Annotated in this window: 25 protein-coding genes; 21 read left to right on the top strand and 4 right to left on the bottom strand. The window is 43.7% G+C overall.

Annotated features, from left to right (window positions below):
- Positions 1-58: 58 nt before the first annotated feature.
- Positions 59-1,357 (bottom strand): BamA/TamA family outer membrane protein, encoded by a 1,299-nt coding sequence (locus AC1DXF_RS16680; protein WP_477449857.1) that lies wholly within the window; start codon positions 1,355-1,357, stop codon positions 59-61.
- Between the two features lie 440 nt (positions 1,358-1,797).
- Here AC1DXF_RS16680 and flxA point away from each other — a divergent pair, with 440 nt between their 5' ends.
- From flxA to AC1DXF_RS16745, 13 genes are all read left to right on the top strand, one after another.
- Positions 1,798-3,366: a flexirubin biosynthesis tyrosine ammonia-lyase FlxA gene (flxA, locus tag AC1DXF_RS16685; protein WP_477449858.1), complete on the top strand. Its 1,569-nt coding sequence runs from the start codon at positions 1,798-1,800 to the stop codon at positions 3,364-3,366.
- A gap of 44 nt (positions 3,367-3,410) precedes the next feature.
- Complete coding sequence (flxB, locus tag AC1DXF_RS16690; RefSeq protein WP_477449859.1) at positions 3,411-4,139, top strand: flexirubin biosynthesis SDR family reductase FlxB; 729 nt, start codon at positions 3,411-3,413, stop codon at positions 4,137-4,139.
- A 101-nt stretch (positions 4,140-4,240) separates the two neighbouring features.
- Positions 4,241-5,458, top strand: a complete 1,218-nt coding sequence (locus tag AC1DXF_RS16695; RefSeq protein ID WP_477449860.1) for a beta-ketoacyl-[acyl-carrier-protein] synthase family protein — start codon at positions 4,241-4,243, stop codon at positions 5,456-5,458.
- A 14-nt stretch (positions 5,459-5,472) separates the two neighbouring features.
- Complete coding sequence (locus AC1DXF_RS16700; protein WP_477449861.1) at positions 5,473-5,730, top strand: phosphopantetheine-binding protein; 258 nt, start codon at positions 5,473-5,475, stop codon at positions 5,728-5,730.
- A gap of 87 nt (positions 5,731-5,817) precedes the next feature.
- Positions 5,818-6,240, top strand: coding sequence for a hotdog family protein (locus tag AC1DXF_RS16705; RefSeq protein ID WP_477449862.1), 423 nt, complete (start codon positions 5,818-5,820; stop codon positions 6,238-6,240).
- 18 nt (positions 6,241-6,258) lie between these two features.
- The gene (locus AC1DXF_RS16710; protein ID WP_477449863.1) at positions 6,259-6,921 is read left to right on the top strand and encodes a hypothetical protein; all 663 of its coding nucleotides are present in this window, start codon (positions 6,259-6,261) and stop codon (positions 6,919-6,921) included.
- A gap of 168 nt (positions 6,922-7,089) precedes the next feature.
- On the top strand, positions 7,090-7,515 hold the full coding sequence (locus AC1DXF_RS16715) for an acyl-CoA thioesterase (RefSeq protein WP_477449864.1): 426 nt from the start codon (positions 7,090-7,092) through the stop codon (positions 7,513-7,515).
- A gap of 104 nt (positions 7,516-7,619) precedes the next feature.
- Positions 7,620-8,870: an NAD(P)/FAD-dependent oxidoreductase gene (locus AC1DXF_RS16720; RefSeq protein ID WP_477449865.1), complete on the top strand. Its 1,251-nt coding sequence runs from the start codon at positions 7,620-7,622 to the stop codon at positions 8,868-8,870.
- 9 nt (positions 8,871-8,879) lie between these two features.
- A complete protein-coding gene (locus tag AC1DXF_RS16725) occupies positions 8,880-9,137 on the top strand; it encodes a phosphopantetheine-binding protein (protein ID WP_477449866.1) in 258 nt (85 codons plus the stop codon).
- A gap of 347 nt (positions 9,138-9,484) precedes the next feature.
- Complete coding sequence (gene lolA2, locus AC1DXF_RS16730; RefSeq protein ID WP_477449867.1) at positions 9,485-10,126, top strand: flexirubin biosynthesis/transport protein LolA2; 642 nt, start codon at positions 9,485-9,487, stop codon at positions 10,124-10,126.
- A complete protein-coding gene (gene lolB2, locus AC1DXF_RS16735; protein ID WP_477449868.1) occupies positions 10,089-10,721 on the top strand; it encodes a flexirubin biosynthesis protein LolB2 in 633 nt (210 codons plus the stop codon). The genes lolA2 and lolB2 overlap by 38 nt, the downstream gene beginning before the upstream one ends.
- Positions 10,722-10,854: 133 nt before the next feature.
- Positions 10,855-11,220 (top strand): ApeI family dehydratase, encoded by a 366-nt coding sequence (locus tag AC1DXF_RS16740; protein WP_477449869.1) that lies wholly within the window; start codon positions 10,855-10,857, stop codon positions 11,218-11,220.
- Positions 11,217-12,677: a cation:proton antiporter domain-containing protein gene (locus AC1DXF_RS16745; protein WP_477449870.1), complete on the top strand. Its 1,461-nt coding sequence runs from the start codon at positions 11,217-11,219 to the stop codon at positions 12,675-12,677. Before AC1DXF_RS16740 ends, AC1DXF_RS16745 begins: the two co-directional genes overlap by 4 nt.
- Here the strand turns inward: AC1DXF_RS16745 and flxY are convergent.
- Together flxY and acpS are read right to left on the bottom strand one after the other, a co-directional pair.
- Positions 12,658-13,947, bottom strand: a complete 1,290-nt coding sequence (gene flxY, locus AC1DXF_RS16750) for a flexirubin biosynthesis putative acyl-CoA ligase FlxY (RefSeq protein WP_477449871.1) — start codon at positions 13,945-13,947, stop codon at positions 12,658-12,660. The genes AC1DXF_RS16745 and flxY overlap by 20 nt on opposite strands.
- Positions 13,944-14,318, bottom strand: coding sequence for a holo-ACP synthase (acpS, locus tag AC1DXF_RS16755; protein ID WP_477449872.1), 375 nt, complete (start codon positions 14,316-14,318; stop codon positions 13,944-13,946). Before acpS ends, flxY begins: the two co-directional genes overlap by 4 nt.
- A 570-nt stretch (positions 14,319-14,888) precedes the next feature.
- On the opposite strand from acpS, the gene AC1DXF_RS16760 reads away from it, so the two are divergent.
- The 7 genes from AC1DXF_RS16760 to AC1DXF_RS16790 are packed head-to-tail and all read left to right on the top strand — an operon-like array spanning position 14,889 to position 20,888.
- Entirely contained in the window at positions 14,889-15,146 is a 258-nt protein-coding gene (locus tag AC1DXF_RS16760; protein WP_147053885.1) for an acyl carrier protein, read from the top strand.
- The gene (locus tag AC1DXF_RS16765) at positions 15,147-16,025 is read left to right on the top strand and encodes an LpxL/LpxP family acyltransferase (RefSeq protein ID WP_477449873.1); all 879 of its coding nucleotides are present in this window, start codon (positions 15,147-15,149) and stop codon (positions 16,023-16,025) included.
- 31 nt (positions 16,026-16,056) lie between these two features.
- Entirely contained in the window at positions 16,057-17,187 is a 1,131-nt protein-coding gene (locus tag AC1DXF_RS16770) for a beta-ketoacyl synthase N-terminal-like domain-containing protein (protein WP_477449874.1), read from the top strand.
- A 41-nt stretch (positions 17,188-17,228) separates the two neighbouring features.
- Positions 17,229-17,852, top strand: coding sequence for a beta-ketoacyl synthase N-terminal-like domain-containing protein (locus AC1DXF_RS16775; protein ID WP_477449875.1), 624 nt, complete (start codon positions 17,229-17,231; stop codon positions 17,850-17,852).
- An 18-nt stretch (positions 17,853-17,870) separates the two neighbouring features.
- Complete coding sequence (locus AC1DXF_RS16780) at positions 17,871-19,076, top strand: beta-ketoacyl-[acyl-carrier-protein] synthase family protein (RefSeq protein WP_477449876.1); 1,206 nt, start codon at positions 17,871-17,873, stop codon at positions 19,074-19,076.
- 1 nt (position 19,077) lies between these two features.
- A complete protein-coding gene (locus AC1DXF_RS16785) occupies positions 19,078-20,121 on the top strand; it encodes a beta-ketoacyl synthase N-terminal-like domain-containing protein (RefSeq protein WP_477449877.1) in 1,044 nt (347 codons plus the stop codon).
- Entirely contained in the window at positions 20,115-20,888 is a 774-nt protein-coding gene (locus AC1DXF_RS16790) for a polysaccharide deacetylase family protein (protein ID WP_477449878.1), read from the top strand. Before AC1DXF_RS16785 ends, AC1DXF_RS16790 begins: the two co-directional genes overlap by 7 nt.
- A 23-nt stretch (positions 20,889-20,911) precedes the next feature.
- Here the strand turns inward: AC1DXF_RS16790 and AC1DXF_RS16795 are convergent, their stop codons facing one another.
- Positions 20,912-21,973 (bottom strand): serine hydrolase domain-containing protein, encoded by a 1,062-nt coding sequence (locus AC1DXF_RS16795; protein ID WP_477449879.1) that lies wholly within the window; start codon positions 21,971-21,973, stop codon positions 20,912-20,914.
- Positions 21,974-22,252: 279 nt separating this feature from the next.
- Here AC1DXF_RS16795 and AC1DXF_RS16800 point away from each other — a divergent pair.
- A partial coding sequence (locus AC1DXF_RS16800) for a helix-turn-helix domain-containing protein (protein ID WP_477449880.1) occupies positions 22,253-22,459 on the top strand: 207 nt, incomplete at its 3' end.

A 22,459-nucleotide genomic window follows, 5' to 3' on the forward strand; every position in this document is an offset into this window, starting at 1 on the left:
TGCTTCTTAGCGTCTTTGCGCGACAAAACACCCCATTTTAATCAAACGCCATACTCTTTTAAAAAGCTTCATTCAATCCCAAAAAGAAACCCTTTGAACCAAATTTGCCAAAAGCATAATCAAGGCATAAATTGGTGCGGGTAGCTTTGTTAAACAGCACCCGTAACCCGCCACCGCCACCGGGCTGAAATTTTTGGAACAGTTTAGTACCGGCTTCGTCATTTGCGGTTTGTTCGCTAAAAAAAGCTACCCCGCTGATAAATTTATTTTTGAGGATAGGGAAACGGTACTCAACTTCGCTGTAGTTAAACCTGGTACCCTTAAAATAACCGGTGGTATAGCCCCTGCCACTGCGGAAACTGCCATCTTTAGCTGTGCCCGGCAGTTCCAGGTACGGAATATCGCCCGTAACCAGGTACGATCCCCAGTTCCAAAAGGCAATAACGTGCTCCGGGTTTTCTGATGATAAACTGAAATACTTCCTGAAATCGGTAGTAAACTGTACCGCGCTTTTGGTACTGCCCATCCAGGTTTGGTTAACCCGGAAACCAGCATCCGCATAAATTCCCTTATAGGCGCGGTTCTGGTTATCGCGGGTGGTGTATTGTACGTTAAAAAGCAAACCATCGGCTCTGTAGCTATCCCGCTTAAAACCGTGCTCGTCGCTGTAAATATTATAGGGGGTTAAATGGTTGGTGGTATCTGCCTTATCCTGAATTTTGGTACGGATATCAAACGAGACCCCTGCACCCACAAACAGGTTTTTTTCTACTTCCTTATACACCTTTTCCCTCAGGTTTAAATATATGGAATGATACGCCCGGCCTTTGCGGCTGGCGTTAACAAGCGCCTGGTCGGCCGCGCTGCCGCCGGGATCCGGCAAACCTATTCCTAAACCAAAATCGGGTGTAACACTTTTGGCTGCTACTATATTACCCTGAAAATTCCACTTGTTGCCTGGCGTGTAAACATTATGGTTGATATAAAAATAAAGGATGCCCTTTGTGGTATAGGATACCGAAGTTGCAGCAACCGATAGTAATGTATTGGGATCGTTACCCAATTTGCGGCCAGCTACGGCCTTAATGCCCAGTTGAAACCCGATACTGGGGTTAGATGCAATATTGGGGATAACGGTTATGCCAGAGGGTTTTTTGAAAACAGAATCGGGTTTCTTTTTGGGGTGAAGAATATCTGTTACCAGGTTGCCAAAATCATACTGTTTTGAAACATCGTTGGCTTTTTTCTGAAACTTTACCGAATCGGCGTGGTGTTTTGCCGAATCTGTTTTAAGGGTATCATGAGGTACCACCTCCTGCCCGTAAGCGTAGCTTTGGATAGCTACAAATACAGGCAATAATAAAATATTTACTAATATATAAAACCGGCTACTTCTATTCCTTTGCTGCACTATCAGTATAATAATAAATGTTTAAATTCCAACTATTTGCATCAACCCTTAAACCCAGGGTTCGTTTTTTAAACCTTAAAATGTTTGAAATGTTTTATGTTTTAAACCGGTAACAGGTATCCGGGGAGGTTTTACGCTCATTTCGGCAGTTACTTTTCGTGCCTGAATATTCCAAATCAATATTCCTGTAACTTTTTTTAATGGTTATGCGTCTGCGTATTTTAAACGGGCGACTCAATAACTTATCCCTGCATTATTTGCTTGTGGTAAACCGGGAATAAAGACGCCAAATAGTATCATATTTGAAATAATTATCCTATTTTCGGACGTTTTTTGTGTGAATTTTTAATGAATTTCTCTTTTTAATAATAAAATAATTTTAGTTCATGATACATATCGGGGGGCGGTACCTTACTGCCGATGATTTTTCTAAGATTCTGTTTGATGGTGAGGAAGTTGGCTTGGATGCATCGGTTGTTAAGAATGTTGAGGTTAATTACCAGTTTTTGCAGGGTTTCTCGTCCAACAAGCTCATATACGGCATCAACACCGGCTTCGGCCCAATGGCCCAATATAAGGTAAGCGAAGAAAACCTGCTGCAGCTACAATATAACCTCATCCGCAGCCATGCTTCGGGTGGCGGTAATTTAATGCAACCCCTGCTGGTTAAGGCCCTAATGATTGCCCGCCTCAACAGCTTTATGCAGGCCCGTTCGGGCGTACACACCGATTTGCCCGAGCTGCTTACCGAATTGATTAATAAAGATGTTGCCCCCAATGTATTTGAACATGGTGGCGTAGGCGCATCCGGCGATTTGGTGCAACTGGCCCACCTGGCACTGGTTTTAATAGGTGAAGGGGAATCGGGCTATAAAGGCGAACAACACGATACAGCTGAATTGTTTAAAGAGTTGGGCATCGAGCCGCTATCTATAAAAATTCGCGAAGGTTTAGCCATTATCAATGGCACATCGGCCATGACGGGTATTGGTATGGTAAACATCATCCAGGCCAAAAAACTGTTGGAATGGTCAATCGTACTATCATCTATGATAAACGAGGTGGTGCAGGCTTTTGATGATCATTACTCTTACGAGCTTAACGTGGTAAAACACCACCGCGGCCAAAACGAAGTGGCTGCTATTATGCGCGATGTGCTTACCGGCAGCAAAATGATCCGCGATCGTTCGGAGCACTTGTATAATCCCGATAACTTAAACCAGGAAGTATTTTTGGATAAGGTTCAGGAATACTATTCCCTGCGCTGCGTAACCCAGGTTTTAGGCCCGGTTTACGATACCATTTTTGAGGTTGAGCGTGTAGTTACCGACGAACTGAACTCGGTAAATGATAACCCGGTTATTGACCACGAAGCCAAAAACATTTTCCATGGTGGCAACTTCCATGGCGATTATGTTTCTCTGGCTATGGATAAGCTGAAAATAGCTATTACTAAACTGTGCATGCTTTCCGAAAGACAGTTAAACTACCTGCTGAACGAGAAGCTGAACCACAAATTCCCGCCTTTTGTTAACCTGGGCGTATTGGGCTTTAACTTTGGGATGCAGGGTATGCAGTTTACAGCTACATCAACCACTGCCGAAAACCAGACCCTATCGTACCCAATGTACCTGCACAGCATCCCTAATAATAACGATAACCAGGATATTGTAAGCATGGGCTGCAACGCGGCATTAATGACCAAGCGCGTTATCGATAATACTTTTGAAGTGCTGGCCATACAAATGATGGCTATTTTACAGGCAATCGATCACCTGGATTGCAGCGAAAAACTCTCGCCAACAACCCATACCGTTTATACCGACCTGCGGGCTATATTCCCTAAGTTTATTGAGGATAAGCCAAAGTATAAGGATATGGTGAACGTAAAGCAATACTTTGAAAAAGCCGAGCACGTACACCTGATTAAAAAGAGAAACTCCCACATTTTATAATTGCAAAGCATATTCTTTACGTAACAATTTAACACATCTGGATAATGAAATGTGCATTAGTAACAGGCGGATCAAGAGGCATAGGCCGGGCCATTTGCTATAAACTGGCCACTATGGGCTACTACGTGCTTATTAATTATAAAAGCAATGAAACCGAGGCCAACAACACATTAGCCGCAATTAAAGAAAACGGCGGTGATGGCGAGGTTATGAAATTTGACGTAGCCAGCAAGGAAGATATTCGCGCCGTATTGGGCGGCTGGGTTGAAGCTAATACCGAAAAATATATTGAAGTGTTGGTAAATAATGCCGGCATTAAGGATGATACCCTGATGATGTGGATGAAAGACGAGCAGTGGGACAGTGTATTAAATACCAGTTTAGGAGGTTTCTTTTACGTAACCCAGGCTATTTTAAACGGCATGCTGGTTAAAAAATATGGCCGCATTATCAACGTGGTATCTTTATCGGGCTTAAAAGGCTTGCCCGGCCAGGTAAATTACTCGGCTGCAAAGGCTGGTGTAATTGGGGCAACCAAGGCCCTGGCGCAGGAAATTGCCCGCCGCGGGGTCACCGTTAATGCAGTTGCCCCCGGCTTTATTAAAACCGACATGACCGAAGGCCTGGATGAAAAAGAGCTTAAATCCATGATACCTATTAAACGCTTTGGCACCCCCGAAGAAGTGGCCAGCGTAGTTGGCTTTTTGGCGTCGCCCGAGGCATCATACATTACTGCCGAGGTAATTTCTGTTAACGGCGGCCTTTATTCATAATTAACCATTTGTTCACATAAACAAACACATTAATATTTCGGGATTAAATAATTTTATTTAGTTTTAAGGGAATTGTTAAATGACTAAGCCGGTATTGCGTTATGAATAGAGTTGTGATTACAGGGATGGGGATTTACTCGTGCATTGGGAAAACCCAGGATGAGGTGAGAGACTCGCTTTTCCACGGCAAATCGGGTATTTTGCTCGATTCTATGCGTAAAGAGTTTGGCTACCGCTCGGGCTTAACCGGCTTTGTTGACAGGCCTAACCTGAAAGAAAAACTCGACAGGCGCTCACGCATCATGCTGCCCGAACAAGGCGAGTATGCCTATATGGCCACCATTGAGGCATTGGCCCAGGCTGGCATTGATATGGATTACCTTGATCAGAACGAAATTGGCATCCTTTACGGCAACGATAGTTCGGCCAAGCCGGTTATTGATTGTACCGATATCATCCGCGTAAAAAAAGACACTATGCTGGTAGGCTCAGGAGCGGTTTTTCAAACCATGAACTCCACCGTGAGCATGAACCTGGCTACCATATTCAAATTAAAAGGCATCAATCTTACTGTTAGCGCGGCCTGCGCAAGCGGCTCACACGCTATTGGCTTAGGGTATCACCTTATCAAAAGCGGCTTACAGGAAGGTATTATCTGTGGCGGCGCCCAGGAGCTTAACCATTTTTCAATGGGCAGTTTCGATGCGCTTTCGGCATTCTCCACATTAGAAAGTACGCCAACAAAAGCATCTCGCCCCTTTGATAAAAGCCGGGATGGCCTGGTACCAAGCGGCGGCGCGGCTACCGTAATTTTAGAAAGTTTAGAATCGGCGCAACGCCGCGGCGCAACCATTTTGGGCGAGGTTATTGGCTACGGGTTTTCCTCAAATGGCGGCCACATATCCAACCCTACCGTTGGCGGCCCGGTACGCTCATTGGCCATGGCCTTGAGGGATGCGGGCATGAATGCCGCCGATATTGATTACATAAACGCCCATGCTACATCAACCCCTGCGGGTGATGCCAGCGAGGCTAAAGCTATTCACGAGGTTTTTGGATCGAGCAAGCCGCTGGTAAGCTCAACCAAATCCATGACAGGCCATGAGTGCTGGATGGCCGGTGCAAGCGAGATTGTATACTCTATGCTGATGATGCAAAACTCGTTTATTGCACCAAATATTAACTTCGAAACTCCCGACGAGGATTCGGCTAAGTTAAACATCGCTACTACCACCATCGAGAAAGATTTTGACGTATTTTTGTCGAACTCTTTTGGCTTTGGCGGAACAAATTCGTCACTGATTATTAAAAAATATTGATTAACCTACCCCTTATGCAGTTCTCAGAAATTATAGAAAAAACCAATGCTTTTTTAGCAGAAGAATTTGAAATCGACGTGGCGAAAATATCGCCGGAAGCCATCCTGAAAGACACCCTTGAGCTGGACAGCCTGGATTATATCGATCTGGTTGTTGTAATTGAAAGCAATTTCAATTTTAAGGTACAGCCAGAAGATTTTGTTGGCATAGTAACTTTCCAGGATTTTTACGAATATGTTAGTACCAAGGTGAACGCCGGGGAATTGGTATAATAATTGGGCCGTACCGGAGATCCAAACCCGCGAAACCTTTTACTAATTTTACCTGAACTACCGTTAAAACCTATTAAACCTGCAGATATGTTTACTCCACCAGCCAATACACCCGACCTTATCCCGCAAAAATTTCCTTTTGTGATGATAGATCATTTGACCTGGACGGATGAGAAAAGCAGCCGCACTCAATTTTGTATAAAAGCAGATAACGTGCTGGTTGAGGATGGCGAATTTAGTGCGGGAGGACTTGTTGAAAACATAGCGCAAACCGCCGCCGCCCGTGCCGGATACTTGGCCCAAAACAGTGATAAAGCCGACGCCATAGGTTATATCGGCGCTATTAAAAACCTCGAAGTGTTTTCTTTGCCTAAAATAAATGATATCTTAGAAACGGAAATTATCATTGATAATCAAATATTTGATGTAACACTGATATCGGGAAAAGTAAAACGTGGGGAAGAAACATTGGCGCAGTGCCAGATGAAAGTATTTATAATTCAACAATAAATAAATTAAATCTACAAAATGAAACCTACAAAAAACACCTGGCTGATAGCCTTTTTACTAACAGTTGTAAGCAGCTTACCCGCTGTAGCCCAAAGTACCAAAGCCGATATTTTTTCGGGCAGTGCTAAAATTACCTGGCTGGGCCTTGATTTTACACAAACAAGGTTTATTGGCACGGCCGAAGCCAAGGTAATGGGCATCGGAAAAAAAGACGATATAACGCCGGAGGAATTCAGAGACGACTATACCGTAGGATGGAACCGCCTGTTTGTTACCGAGCAAAAAAAATATGATGTAGCCGAATCAATCCACCACAGCTCTGTTGATTATGCGCTTGATGTAGCTAAGTCATCAAACGCCAAAGCAAAGTTTGATAAACTTTACACAGACAACCCAAGCGACTTTAAATTGTTAGATGAGGCAAAAATCACGGCTATTGTAAAAGGTTATGATTTCCAGAACAAGGAAGGCATTGGCTATATATTTTTTGTTAGCGGCATGAACAAAGGCCTTGATAAAGCCGGTGTTTGGATAACCTTTGTTGATATGAAAACAAAAACAGTGTTGCTTACCAAATATTACGAAGGCAAGCCAGGCGGTTTCGGCCTTAAAAACTATTGGGCAAAAGCGTTTTTAAACGTGATGAAAGATGTAAAATCTGACTATAACAGTTGGAAATAAATTATAGACCAGACAAATTGGTGTGAACGATATAGTCCAAAGTTCTAAGTCGAAAGTTGAATTTTTTCTTTTTCGACTTAGAACTTAAGACTATTGACTTAGCAAGGCACAAATTGGTCTTTTTAGAAATATTGCCGGTGAATTTTTGCCGGTGAAAAAAACAGGAATTTGCAAAAAACACTGATACATGCCACCGAGATAAGTGTGAAGTTTAGCGAAGTTGATTCGCTGGGCATTGTGTGGCACGGGCACTATGTACGCTATTTTGAAGATGGCAGGGAGGCTTTTGGGAAAGCATACGGTATTGACTACCTGACAGTTTATAATAACCAATACGTAACCCCTATTGTAAGCATTGATTGCAAATACAAACAGGTTTTGCGTTACGGCGACAATGTAATTATTGAAACCGAGTACGTGCCCAGCGAAGCAGCACGGTTAAACTTTAACTATCGCCTGTTAAACGCGGCAACCGGCGAGGTTGTGGTTACAGGCTCAACCGTACAGGTATTTTTACAGCGCGATAATTTTATGCTTCAATTAACCAATCCGGTGTTTTTTGAAGAATGGAAGAAGAAATATTCGATGGAGTAGTATTGAGTTCTGAGTCTTGAGTTCTAAGTCATAAATTTGGCAAACCGGCTCAGAACTCAGAACTCAAGACTCAGAACTTAAAAAGACACAAAAGAGTTAAATTGATGAATACAGAAAAAGTTGATGTGTTGGTTATTGGCGCCGGCCCGGCGGGTACGGTGGCTGCTTCTATTGTGAATAAAGCAGGGTTTAAAGTTAAAATTGTCGAAAAGCAAAAATTTCCGCGTTTTGTAATTGGCGAGAGCCTGCTGCCCCGTTGTATGGAGGCATTAACCGATGCCGGTTTTGTTGAAGCTGTGGCAGCAAAAGGATTTCAGCAAAAGTATGGCGCCAAGTTTGTAAAAAACGGCGTTGTCTGCGATTACTTCTTTTCAGATCAGTTTACTGACGGCTGGAACTGGACATGGCAGGTACCCCGCGCTGAGTTTGATAAAACCCTGGCCGATACCTGCGAAACCATGGGTATCCCGGTACACTATGAAACTACGGTTACCGATATCAAATTTAAGGGATCTGATTCGGTGACAACTGTTGAAGATGTTGAAGGTAACCAAACACAAATCGAGGCCCGTTTTATTATTGATGGCAGCGGCTACGGCCGGGTTATTCCAAAACTATTTAACCTGGATAAACCATCAAATATGCCGCAGCGCAAGGCTTTATTTGCACACACAAAAGATGTAAAACGCGATTTGTTTGAAGAGCCTAACCGCATCACCATTGTAGTGCACAAGCCTGGGGTTTGGGTTTGGATAATCCCTTTTTCAAGCGGTGTTACTTCATTGGGCTTTGTTGGTAATCCCGACTTTTTTGCCGGATACGAAGGGGCAGATGATGAAGCCAAACTCCGCAGCCTTATTGCCAGCGAGCCGTACCTGAGCGAAAGGTTTAAGGATGTTGAATTTGTTTTCGACCCTAAAATATTGCAAGCCTGGAGCAGCACCACCGATACTTTTCATGGCGAAGGCTTTGTGCTTACAGGTAATGTAACCGAGTTTTTAGATCCTATCTTCTCATCGGGCGTTACCCTGGCGACGGTATCAAGCCAAAATGCAGCCAAATTGGTTATTCGCAAGCTTAACGGCGAAGACATTGACTGGGAAACCGAATATACCGAAAAGGTAATGCAGGGCGTGGATGTTTTCCGGTCGTATGTAAATGCCTGGTACGAGGGTACGCTTGATACCATCTTTTTTTCGGGCACTTTTGTTCCCGAGATTAAAAACCAGATCTGTTCTGTTTTGGCCGGGTATGTGTGGGACCAAGACAACCCGTATGTTAAAAATCATGATACGGCTATTAAAAAATTAGCACGAATTATTAAGTTAGGTGAGCAAATTAACTCATCTGTATAGTTATAAAAAATGGACAAATTAATGAATGATCTGAAAGAACAGATCATAGATCAGTTAAACCTGCAAGACCTTAAACCTGCCGATATCGGCGACGATGAATCGTTGTTTGCCGATGGATTGGGGCTGGATTCGATAGACGCCCTGGAACTGATAGTTTTAATGCAAACTATCTATAAAATTAAACTTTCAAAAGCCGAGGACGGCCCCAAAGTGTTTCAATCAGTACGTACCATGGCCGAGTATATTACAGCCAACCAAGCAGCTTAGGGAGTAGAGTCAAGAGGTTAGAGTCAAGAATTAAGACAGCTATATATAATCCTGTCATGCTGAGGTACGAAGCATCTATTCGCAAACTTTTCTATCGGTATGCACGGCGGGCAGATCCTTCATTCCTCTGGATGACAGGGAGTTGACCGAAGACTTACGAAGTTTTAAAAACTTCGTAAGTCTGGAATCCAACATGTCATTGCGAGCGATAGCGTGGCAATCGCGGACTGTTCAGATCAGCCATACATAGTTCGCGATTGCTTCGTTCCTCGCAATGACACAAAGGAATGCCTTTGATCAAACCTTTTCACCTGATCCACGTCTATCTAAATAAATCGATTCCAACTGTGAAACGCCATAAAATAATACTTACAATCTCCCTGCTTGCCGCTGTTTTCGCTGCCAAAGCGCAGCATGCCGGCTACACCCCGCTTGCCGATCTTTCGAAATTTAAAGAGCAGTTTATGGCTACCGCTCAAAAAACAACCAGCATTAAAAGTGATTTTGTGCAGGAGAAAAACCTGAGCATGCTGTCAGAAAAGATCACATCCAAAGGAAAATTCTGGTTTAAAAAGGACAATATGGTGCGGATGGAATATACACAACCATCTAAATACCTGATGATCATCAACAAAGACAATATTTTGGTAAAGGATGAGCAGAAGGAAAATAAAATCAATACCAAATCCAACAAACTCTTCCGGCAAATTAATAAGATTATTATCGATTGTGTGCAGGGATCTATCCTAAGCAACCCCGATTTTAAAGTAAAGGTGTTTGAAAACAAGGGAAGCTACCTGGTAGAACTATCACCGTTATCAAAAGGGATAAAAGATTTTTTTAAATCGATCAATATCTCGGTTGATAAAAAAGACAACTCGGTAAGCAATATTGATATGCAGGAGCCATCGGGCGATAATACCACCATTCACTTTATAAATAAAGAGATCAATGCAAACCTGCCTGACGCGCTTTTTGCTGCTAAGTAGTTGCCTGGCTACACTGGCCGGCTGTACTTCGGTTTACAAAAACCTGAAGCCGGCTACAGGTAATTTTGATCATATCTACCGGTTTCGCCCCCAATTTTCGGTTGTGCTTTATAATGCCGAAATCAATGTAACAACCCATCACTTAAGCGGCCTGCTGCTGATGAAGGTAATGCCGGATAGTAGCACGCGCATTGTGTTTTCCAACGAGATGGGCGTAAAATTCTTCGATTTCGCGTTTTTGAATGATGGCAGCTTTAAGGTATACTCCATCATTCCGCAAATGGATAGAGGCGCTGTAATTAAAACGTTAAGAAAGGATTTTGACTTGATACTTATGAGGCAGGAGGGCAGCCGTGAGCATTATATGCTTAAGGATAGTACTCATTTGTATTACGTGCTTCCGCAGGAAAAAGGCGCCAACTATTATATCACCAACATCGCCGGCGACACGCTTTTGCGGATGGAAAAATCATCCAAAATAAAACCGGTTGCCGTTGCCACCATGGCCAATTACAAAAATGGCATTCCCGATACTATAGGTATCGACCATAAAAATTTTAAATTTACCATCGGTTTAAAAAAAATAGAACGATAAGCTGAAAGCCGAAGGCGGAAAGCCCAAAGCTGTATGCTTGAGTTAAAATATTGATAATATAAAAAGCACAAAGCCCAGGGCTTAAAGCAAAAAAGCTTTGAGCTTTAGGCCTTCAGCTTTAAGCTAAAAACGTATGCTCCAGGAATCTTTTTTTCAGTTTACCCCGCCGCAAACCGATGGTAATACGTCAAAAACTACTATTACCCTTAACGCGGGCCACCAGATTTTTGAAGGCCATTTTCCTGGCCAGCCGGTTGTGCCGGGGGTTTGTATGATGCAAATGGTAAAAGAGGTGCTGGAAAACATCGTTGGCACCAAAACAAAACTGCTTAAAGCCGGCGATATGAAGTTTTTGGCCATATTAAACCCACAGGCAAATAGCACCGCCGATATGCAGGTAACGTATACCACTGCCGATGATGGCACGTTAAAGGTAGATGCCCTGATTCAGCATGAGGCCTCCGTTTTTTTTAAATTTAAAGGCGTATTTAAAAAATGAAGAAATTCAGGAACATATTTTTTTATATCCTCCTTATTGGCGGGTTTTCCTTTTTAATTTACCTGGCATTAACAGCCGGCAGCGAACTTGAAAAAGGCCGCCACATAATAAAACTGGCGGCAAGCAGCAAAAGTTCGGCACATCAGTTTGCCGATGGATTGATAAAAAACTTAACCGGGCCGCTGGCTACGTTACTGTCGCAGATAGCGGTTATTATTATAGCGGGCAATATAGCAGGATGGCTGTGCAAAAAAATGGGTCAGCCACGCGTAATAGGCGAAATTTTTGCAGGTATAGCTTTAGGCCCGTCACTTGTAGGCCGGTTTTTTCCGGCATTTTCGCATGCTATTTTCCCGGCCCAATCATTAGGATCGTTACAATTTTTAAGCCAGATTGGTTTAATCATATTCATGTTTGTGATAGGCATGGAACTTGATTTGCGGGCCATTAAAAGCAAAAGCAAGGATGCCATTGTCATTAGCCATGCCAGTATTATAATCCCGTTTACATTGGGCATCGGGCTGGCTTATTTTATCTATCGGTCGCTGGCCCCTGCCGGGGTGCCATTTTTTTCGTTTGGTTTGTTTATGGGTATTTCCATGAGTATTACTGCGTTCCCGGTTTTGGCACGCATTTGCCAGGAACGGGGCATTAACAAAACACGCCTTGGCGCTTTGGTAATTACCTGCGCCGCTGCCGATGATATTACCGCGTGGTGCTTGCTTACGATTGTAATAGCAGTGGTTAAGGCGGGCTCTGTAATGAGTTTTGTTTATACGGCCCTCATGGCCATAGCCTATGTAATAATTATGCTGAAGGGCGTAAAACCGCTTTTAAAATACATCTACAGCCGCAACATCAGGCCGGGTTACGTGGGTATGCCGGTAGCCCTGTTTTTTTTAACCTTGATTATTTCCTCATACGCCACCGAAAGTATAGGCATCCACGCGCTGTTTGGCGCATTTATGGCCGGTATTGTAATGCCCGATAACATTACCTTCCGGGGAGTGTTTGTGGAGCGCATAAAAGATGTAGCCTTGTTTTTATTACTGCCTTTGTTTTTTGTTTTTACCGGGCTGCGTACGCAGATTGGCTTACTAAATGATGCATACCTCTGGGGCGTGTGCGCCGTAACCATACTGGTTGCCGTTACCGGCAAATTTGTGGGCAGCGCATCGGCAGCCAAATTTGTGGGCCAAAGCTGGAAAGACAGCCTATCCATAGGGGCCTTAATGAACACCCGCGGCCTGGTTGAGTTGATTGTACTGAATATTGGTTACGACCTTGGTGTGCTAAACAAAGAGATATTTGCCATATTAGTAATCATGGCGCTGATAACCACGTTCATGACTGTGCCTATATTAAACCTGCTGGACAAGATCTTTGGTAAATCGCCATCGGAAGAAGAGTTGCCGGATGAACTGCCCGAAGACGCTTTTATTTCCGGCGATCGATAAATTTAAACGGTTTGCGGCCCGATTCCTTGTACTGCATTTTCTGGATCTCATCATATTGCACATAGGTAACATGCGGGCTTACCCTTAACCTTGCCTGTAAATTGGCGCGGATCTTCCGGTCGCATTCGTCGGTATAGTTTACCGGCAGGATATGCAGCAGCACTTCGTCCATACCAATCTCGTTGGAGTAAACTTCGGCTACAAAATCCAATATCTCTTCCATCCCATTCAGCAAATCAAAAAGCGAAGGCGGGTAAAGTGTGGTGCCCTTGAATTTAATCATCTGCTTTTTGCGGCCAATAACCGGCGATAAACGTAAGGTGGTTCGTCCACATTCACACGGTTTATCATCATACAAGCAAATATCGCCGGTTTTATAGCGCAGCAACGGCATACCTTCAACGCCCAGTGTGGTAATGGTTACTTCACCGGGTTCGCCGGGGGCTACCTGCTGGTTATTTTCATCAAGCAGCTCCACTATCAGTAATTCGGGCTGATGATGGCCACCTTTACCGTACCCGCATTCGGTGAACGCCGTTTGCATTTCGGTTGATGCATAGGTAGAGTATAGCTTGATATCCCAGGCATCGGTAATTTTTTTGCCAAGAATATTGAGCGAAAAATCAGTATTGCGGATATTCTCGCCAATGCAAACCGCCTTTTTTACCGAACTTGAATTGATATCGATGCCATGCTCCTGCGCGTATTGAATAAGCTTGTAAATAAACGATGGCACGGCAACAATAGCTGTAGGTTTCAACCGCAAAATGGTTTCCCACTGTAATGATGGCACCCCGGGGCCCAGGCGAATAATGCCCGCCCCTATTTTGCGGATGCCTGAATAGTAAGCCAGCCCGGCCATAAACTGCCTGTCGAGCGTGAGCATCAACTGGTATACGTCATCGGGCCTGCCATCGGCACAGGTAAAGGAGCTATATTCGTTATAGGTTAGCCGTAAAAGGTCATTCTCGGTAAGGGCAACCGTAACCGGGCTGCCCAATGTGCCCGATGTTGAGCTGTATTCGATGATCTGGCCGCGGTTAACACAAAAAAAATCGTCATTGCGCTTTTGCAGGTCTTCTTTTACCGTTGTAGGGATCAGTTTAAGGTCATCCAGCGTTTTAATATCATCAATGTTGATGTTGTTTGCATCAAACAACTCCTTATAAAAAGGCGAATGAATGTTAAGATAGGCCAGCAATTCCTGCAGTTTTTGTTCCTGCATGGTCACTATTTGTTCCTGCGATATAAATGTGGGTTGATCTGTCACTTTTCGATAATTACAATAGCCGATGCGATGGTTTTAAGATGGGTTAATGATACGGAAATTTTCATTGGGCCTTCACCATTTAATAATTCGCCGGTTTTGCCAATCAGTGTAAGTTCGGGTTTTCCATCGGCATTGTTACTAATCTCCACTTCATTAAAAGCCGTGCCGTTTAACCAGCCTGTGCCCAATGCCTTAAAAAAGGCTTCTTTGGCGGCAAAGCGTGCTGCATAGTGCTGGTACTTATCGGCTTTATGTTCGCAATAAGCTATTTCATTTTCCGAAAACACCAGCTCGCGAAAGCCGCTGCCCTTTTCCATCTTGACGGCCACGCGGTCAATCTCTATCATATCTATCCCAACACCGGCAACCATCAATCAGTTTTTATAAGTTTAAGTTGTTTTTAAACGCCGTAACCTTTTTGCAGGTTCGCTCGTCATCTACAAAAATAATATTTGGTTTGTGATTTGGGCGATATATTTAAGAAGGCCCGGGCAATCGCTTTAAAATTGATGAAATTTATGGATTTACGATGTATAGCGTGGATGGTCAACGGATTCGGCATTTAAAATATTTTATTGTTCCGATACACAAAAGATGGGTAAATGTTTTTATTATTTTGTATTTTTGTGAAATTCTTTAATTAATTTTATTAATTAAGCGTTATTATTTTTTCCTAAATGTAGGGATTGGCGGAGAAGGGGAGTGCATACAGTGCAGGAATAAGTTTAAGGCCGCCGGTTAAGCCAACGTAACAATGAATGTAACAACCTAAATCGTTCTTTATAAACACCAACAATTATTTTATTTTTGAAATGCCCTTTAACAGGCATATCCGTGTACACTAAATAAATAACATATTTAAAAACTTTTACAACCTATTACACAACACTTGGGTGTCGCCCTGATTCATCCAAAATGTTAGCTAATTAATTTAAACCATTATGCAAACTGAAGAGATCATTGCAAAAATAAATTCCTTCCTGTCTGAAGAATTTGAGGTAGATGTTGATACCATTACACCCGATGCTGTTTTAAAAGATACACTTGGTTTAGATAGCCTTGACTATATTGACCTGGTGGTTGTTATTGAAACCAATTTCGCGTTTAAGGTGCAGCCCGAAGATTTTACCGGCATTGTTACCTTCCAGGATTTTTACGATTACGTAGCAACTAAAGTACAGCCGAAGGAGCTTGTTTAAATGTCGTCCTGGAAAGGAAAATCAAAAGGGAAACCCTGGGGATATTCGGTATTTCTGGCTATTTTAAAATATGGCGGGGTTAGTCCCGCTTATTTTTTGTTACGGTTTGTATCGTTTTACTATGTAGTTTTCTCGTACCAGTCGTCAAAAAGTATTTACTACTACTTCCATAAGCGCCTGGATTACGGGCGTGTTAAAGCGCTGTTTAAAGTTTACCAAAACTATTTCATTTTTGGCCAAAGCATTATTGATAAGGTAGTGGTCATGTCGGGCATCCGCAACAAATTCACCTTTGAGTTTGATGGCCGCAGTAACCTGAACCAAATTGCGGCAATGGGCAAGGGCGGCCTGCTTTTAAGCGCGCACATTGGCAGCTGGGAAATTGCCGGCGATTTGCTGAAGCAAATTAATACCCGCATTAATATAGTGATGTACGATGGTGAAGACCAGCAGATAAAAGCCTTTATGGAACGGGTTACCGGCAAGCTGAGCGTTAATATCATTGTAATTAAAGACGATATCTCGCACATTTTCAAAATCAACGAAGCTTTTCAGAATAACGAGCTGGTGTGCATGCATGCCGACCGGTACCTGGAGGGTAATAAAACCATCACCAAAAAATTCCTGGGCCAGGATGCTAAGTTTCCCATAGGACCATTTATAATGGCCGCCCGGTTTAAAGTGCCGGTGACCTACGTTTTTGCCATGAAGGAAACTAAGTTTCATTATCATTTTTATGCCAGCACAATTAAGGAATATTTACATTTGGGCAAAGAAGCCGGGATGGAGCAAATGACCAACGATTTTGTGGGCGAGATGGAAAAACATGTGAAAAAGTATCCCGAGCAATGGTACAACTACTATAACTTTTGGCAATAAAACAAGTAATGAGAGGAAGCGTTTGTAAGTGATGAAGCCCGTTTTTATCGTAGCCGATAATATCCTGTCGCCCATAGGCAATACCTCTGCCGAAAATTTTGATGGGCTTACCCGGAATATTTCAGGAATTAAAGAGCATCCGGCAGGCGATAAATCGGCGGTTCCCTTTTACGCTTCATTGTTTAGCGATGACCGTGAGTTTTTAACAGACCCGGGTATATACACCAAATTTGAACAATTGCTGATAGCATCCATCACCGACGCCTTAAAAGATAGCGGGGTAGATAGTACAGATAAAAAAACAGCGCTTATTATATCCACCACCAAGGGCAATATCAGCATGCTGGAAACGGATGCCGGGAACCTGGACCTAAACCATCGCATTGCGCTGCCAACATCGGCCAAATTAGTTGCCGAAAGGTTTGGTTTCGTAAATAAGCCGCTGATAGTTTCGCATGCCTGTATCTCGGGCTTAATGGCCATGATCACCGGGATGCGTTTGATCCAGGCCGGACAGTATGATAATGCAGTTGTGGTTGGCGGCGATGTGATCACCAGGTTTGTGCTATCGGGTTTCCAATCGTTTCAGGCTATTAGCTCTCAACCTTGCAAGCCCTTTGATTTAAATCGAGATGGTATTAATTTAGGCGAGGGCGCGGCTACGGTTATCCTATCATCAAATCAACAAAAAAAAGGAAACATTCAACTGGCGGGCGGCTCGGTTAGTAACGATGCCAACCATATTTCGGGACCGTCAAAAACCGGCGAAGAACTTTTTGACGCCATTAACTCAGCGTTAAAAAGCGCAGGGGTTGAACCGGAAGCCATCGGTTTTATATCGGCCCATGGCACGGCTACCATTTATAACGATGAGATGGAGGCCAAAGCCATAAACCTGGCCGGCATGCAGGATATTCCTGTGAATAGCTTAAAAGGATATTACGGGCATACGCTTGGCGCTTCGGGGCTTATCGAGGCGATAATAGCAGCCCATTCCTTAAAGCACAACACCATTATTCCCACCAGGGGATTTAATGAGTTGGGGGTTACCCAGCCACTCAACGTGGCTAAAGCTTTACAACAAACACCGCTAACCGCATGCCTTAAAACAGCATCGGGTTTTGGGGGCTGCAACGCGGCAATTGTACTGAGAAAGAGCTGAAAGCCTAAGGCAGAAAGCTAAAAGCATTAAAAAGAAAAGGATTGACAGATACACTACATATTACATCCAACTGCATCATCAGCAATAATGTTGTTTACAGCACTGGCAAACCTGTGTTTGAAAACAAGGGGGCAGATGTTGGCGCATTTGTACTTTCAGCCTACCAGTTTTTAGAGGTAAAATATCCTAAGTTTTATAAAATGGACAACCTGTCCAAATTGGGTTTGCTGGCATCGGAAGTATTGTTGAAGGATAGCGGCATCAGTGAAAAATATAAAGAGCAGGAAGTTGGTATCGTTTTAGCAAACTCCAATTCCAGCCTGGATGCCGACATCAAATATTACGACCAGGCCAAAACCATTGCCAGCCCGGCATTGTTTGTGTATACTTTACCCAATATTGTTATTGGCGAAATCAGCATTAAAAACAAGTTTAAGGGCGAAAACGCTTTTTTTATTTTTGAGGCTTTTGATGCTGCGTTTATACAGCAGTACGTGGCATATTTATTAAATAATAATATATTGCAGGCCTGCATTTGCGGCTGGGTTGATGCGCTGCAGGAAGATTACAAAGCAGTTTTATACCTGGTAGAAAAGGATACAAGCCCAACATCGGCGCCGTTTAGTGCCGAAAACTTAAATAACATTTACCTGTCGGCTAAATAGTCGGCAAATGACATAGTAATGAGCAAAACTGTTTTTGTAGCTGGTGTAGGTGTAATTTCGGGTATTGGCAACAATACCGCCGAATGCCTGAACGCGCTTGAAAACAACCGCGCGGGTATTGATAAAATTAAATACCTGCAAACCGTTCATCAAGACACCTTCCCGGTTGCCGAAGTTAAATTGAGCAATGATGAATTGGCCCAATTATCAGGCTTTGGGCCAGGGATAAGCCGCACAGCCATGCTAAGCCTCATCGCTGCCAGGGAAGCAAAAAAAGATGCGGGCATCCAAAATTTCGCCTCATTACGCACGGGTTTAATATCGGCCAACACCGTTGGTGGAATGGATAAAACCGAAGATTTTTTTGTGCAATTTATGTCCAACCCTGCAAAAGGTAAATTGCGCAATGTAGTTAACCACGAGTGCGGCAAGGTAACCGAATTGGTAGCCGATGAATTGGGCATAAAAAATTATATAAGTACTATCAGCACGGCATGCTCATCATCGGCCAATGCCATTATGTATGGTGCAAGGCTTATTAAAAACAACATACTTGATGTAGTTATAGCCGGCGGCACTGATGCGCTTACCCGCTTTACGCTAAATGGCTTTAATACGCTCATGATATTGGACAACCAGTATTGCCAGCCCTTTGATGCCAACCGCCGTGGCTTAAACCTTGGCGAGGGTGCCGGGTATATTACCCTGGTATCTGAACGGGTTGCGGCAGGGATGCAAAAAGCGCCTTATTGTACTTTGAGCGGTTACTGTAACGCCAACGACGCCTACCATCAAACCGCTTCATCGCCCGATGGCACTGGCTCTTTTATGGCGATGGAGGGCGCTTTAAAAATGGCAGGGTTAAAGCCGGAGGATATCGGCTACGTTAACCTGCACGGTACCGGTACCCAAAACAATGATAACTCCGAAGGGACAGCGATTAAACGATTGTTTGATCCGTACTTCCCTAAAATGAGCTCGACCAAATCATTCACCGGGCATACGCTGGGCGCAAGCGCGGGTATCGAAGCTGTGTTTTCGGCGCTGTCTGCGCAACAAGGATTTATTTACCCCAACCTGCGATTTGAAACCCAGATTGCCGATCATCCGTTCACACCCGAAACAAGTTTTACACAACAGGCAGATTTAAACCACGTGCTTTCCAACTCCTTTGGTTTTGGGGGTAACTGTTCGTCATTAATATTTTCAAAATTGCAGGCCTGATATGTATATACGTTCAACAGGAAACATATCGCCCCAAAAAACATTCGGAAACGTTCCGTTCCTGGATGAGGTAGTAGTTCATGAAGGTAACCGCCTTGCCTGCATTACGCCCGATTATAAAGACATCATCGACCCTAAACTCATCCGGCGCATGAGCAGGGTTATTAAAATGGGCGTGGCATCGGCCATGGCCTGTTTGCAGGATGCCGGCGTAACCAACCCCGACGCTATTATTGCCGGCACCGCCTATGGCTGCCTGGACGATACCGGTGTTTTTTTAAGTAAAATGGTGGAGCGCGGCGAGGAATTGCTTACCCCGACATCGTTCATCCAATCAACCCATAATACTATTGGCGCACAGGTAGCCTTGCTGCTGCACTGCAATAACTACAACAACACGTTTGTAAGCGGCGGCTCGTCGTTTGAATGCTCATTGCTTGATGCGCAGATGCTGCTGCTGGAGGGCGAAGCCAAAAACGTACTGGTAGGCGGCATCGACGAGATTACCGACATCAGCCACGGCATACTAAGCCGGTTTGGCTTATACAAGCAAAGCCCGGTCGCCAACATTGATCTGTATAATGCCAATTCAAAAGGCACCATTGCAGGCGAAGGCTCGGCATTTTTTTTGCTGACCAATGAAGCATCCGGAAATGACGTGGCTAAGCTGGATGCCGTCACCACATTTTATAAACCGGGCAGCCATGCAGCTGTTGAACAACAAATTGAAACATTTCTATCTGCACAAAACCTAAGCATGTACGATATTAGCCTGGTAGTAGCAGGCAATAACGGTGATGCCAAAAATGACGCGGTATACGATTACCTGGAGGATTCGCTATTTAACTATTGCAATGTTACCAGGTATAAACACCTATGCGGCGAGTACCCCACATCAGCTGCTTTTGCGTTATGGTACGCTACCCAAATCATCAAAACAAACACTATTCCGGGAACAGAACCTATTACCCCAGTTAAAAAAATATTGGTTTATAACCATTACCAAAACACCTGTCATTCGTTAATGTTGCTATCAGCGTGCTAACATTCAGAAACACCAATATCGCGTTCATTATCCTGTTGGGTTTTACCATTTGGGCCGATAAGATATATGGGGTAAGCTGGCTGGCCTATGGGGCAATTATATTTGCGTACTCGCTTATTGTTGCCTATGGTTGTTATTTTGTAAACTCCGGTTTTTTTATGCCGATGTATTGCGCTGCAAAAACAACCGATAAAATAATAGCCATCACTTTTGACGATGGCCCGGTACCCGACGGGACTCCGCAGGTTTTACAAATTTTAAAAGACGCCCACGTAGAGGCCGCCTTTTTTTGCATTGGCGAACGTTTGGCAGGCAATGAAGCCATCATCAGGCAACTGGATGCCGAAGGCCATATCATTGGCAACCATAGTTATACACACGCTGCGTTGTTCGATCTTTTTCCCTCAAAAAAAATGCTTGCTGAAATGCAGCAGGTGGACAGCGACTTGTATAATATTATCGGTAAAAAAACAAGGCTATTCCGGCCACCTTACGGGGTAATGAACCCCAACCTAAAAAACGCGATTATTAAAGGGAATTACTTGCCCATAGGTTGGAATGTACGATCGTACGATACCGTGGCTACCAATGCTGATGCGCTTTTGCAAAAGGTAGCCTCCCAAATTAAACCAGGGGCAATTTTTTTATTTCACGACAGGTGCCCGGTTACCGTGGCTATGCTGCCTGATTTTTTAAAAGAGATTAATGCCAGGGGATATCGGGTTGTGCGGGTTGATAAGATGTTGGGGCTACCAGCTTACGATTAAACACGATCCTATTATATGGAAACTCACTTACACCCCGGAATTATATACTTCGCCAACAAATCAAAAGCCCGTTTGGCCTTCCAGTTATTGTAATTGCCCTGGGTAAATACCACCACCAGGTCAAGGTTTTTGATGATCATGATGTACTGCCCCCCATTGCCCGATGCAAAAACAACATCTTCAGTATAATTCCCGGTTTTTATCTTTTCGTTATACCAGTAATAGCCGTAATAAGCCGGCTGCGGACTGGCTATTTTACTCCTGCTGAATTTAACAAACGAAAACCCGGGGATAGGAATAGTGGCTGTAGTTGATTGCTTAAGCCATTGTGCCGATACTATCCGTTTTCCCTGCCAAACGCCATTGTTCTTTACCAACAGCCCAATTTTAATCATATCCTTTGGCAGCAGGAAAAAAGAACCGGCGGTGGCGCCGTGCCCGGCGGGGTCAATTGTCCAGCGGTAATTTTTCATGGCCAATGGGTCAAACAAATATTTTTTGGCAAAGGCCATAATGGACATATGCGTGGCTTTACTAATAATGCCACTAATGATCATCGGGGCGCAGGAGGTATAGCTCCAAACTGTACCTGGATCATTTTTCATAGGCAAATCCAGGGAAAACTTAACCCAATCTTTGGTTTCTTCCATTTCGGTTTCGCAATCCTTCCCGTCATCGTCCCATTCATTACAATCAAAACCCGACCGCATCTCTAACAGGTTTTTAATGGTGATAAGCGGTTTCCGTGCATCACTGTTAGCGAATGATTTATACTCAGGGAAAAACGCATAAACCTTTTGATCTACATTTTTCACAAAGCCTTTATCAATGGCAATGCCCATTAGCAGGCTGGTTATCGATTTAAACGCCGATCGGGAATCATGCAGCGAATCGGCCGTGTAACCGTTAAAATAATGCTCGTAAGCCAGCTTGCCGCCTTTGGATATCAAGATGCTGTGGATGCCGGTGTATTCCTGCTTTTCGATGGCGTGGGTCATCGAATCTAACAACGCATGTGTTTGCGCATGTGCGCAATTGGATAGAAAGAAGAAAATGAGGGCCAAATATTTTAATGGAGACGGCATATTCCTGCTGATAATGGCTGATATAACGTTAAATCAGTCAGAAGATAAGACGCATGGGATAATGGCGCGTTGCAAAGTGAATTTTTATATTATCTTAAATTGTCTTTTTGTAGAGACGCATAATTGCGTCTCCCGCAGGACATTCAGGATTTTCAGAGCCAATTTGAGTATGTGATTTGCACGAGGTCGATCTGCGTCTGAGATTTTCAAGGCCGATTAGCATGTGTGATTTGCACCCTGACTTGTCCTGATCTGGGTTTACACAATCAAGACAAAAAAATGGACAAATTACCGGAGAAAGAGCAAGTAGTAATAGAATACTTGGCAGGTGGGACGACAATGCGTAAATTGGCAAGGAAAAGTGGATATAGCCGTGCGGCAATATCAAGATGGGTTATAGCGGAAAGGAAAGAGATGGGTAAACGGGCTATGTTAGAAGTATCAAAAGCCACGAAAGGAAAAGATGAGATGCCAACAGAGGTTAAA

The sequence above is a fragment of the Mucilaginibacter sp. P2_A5 genome (assembly GCF_056404995.1).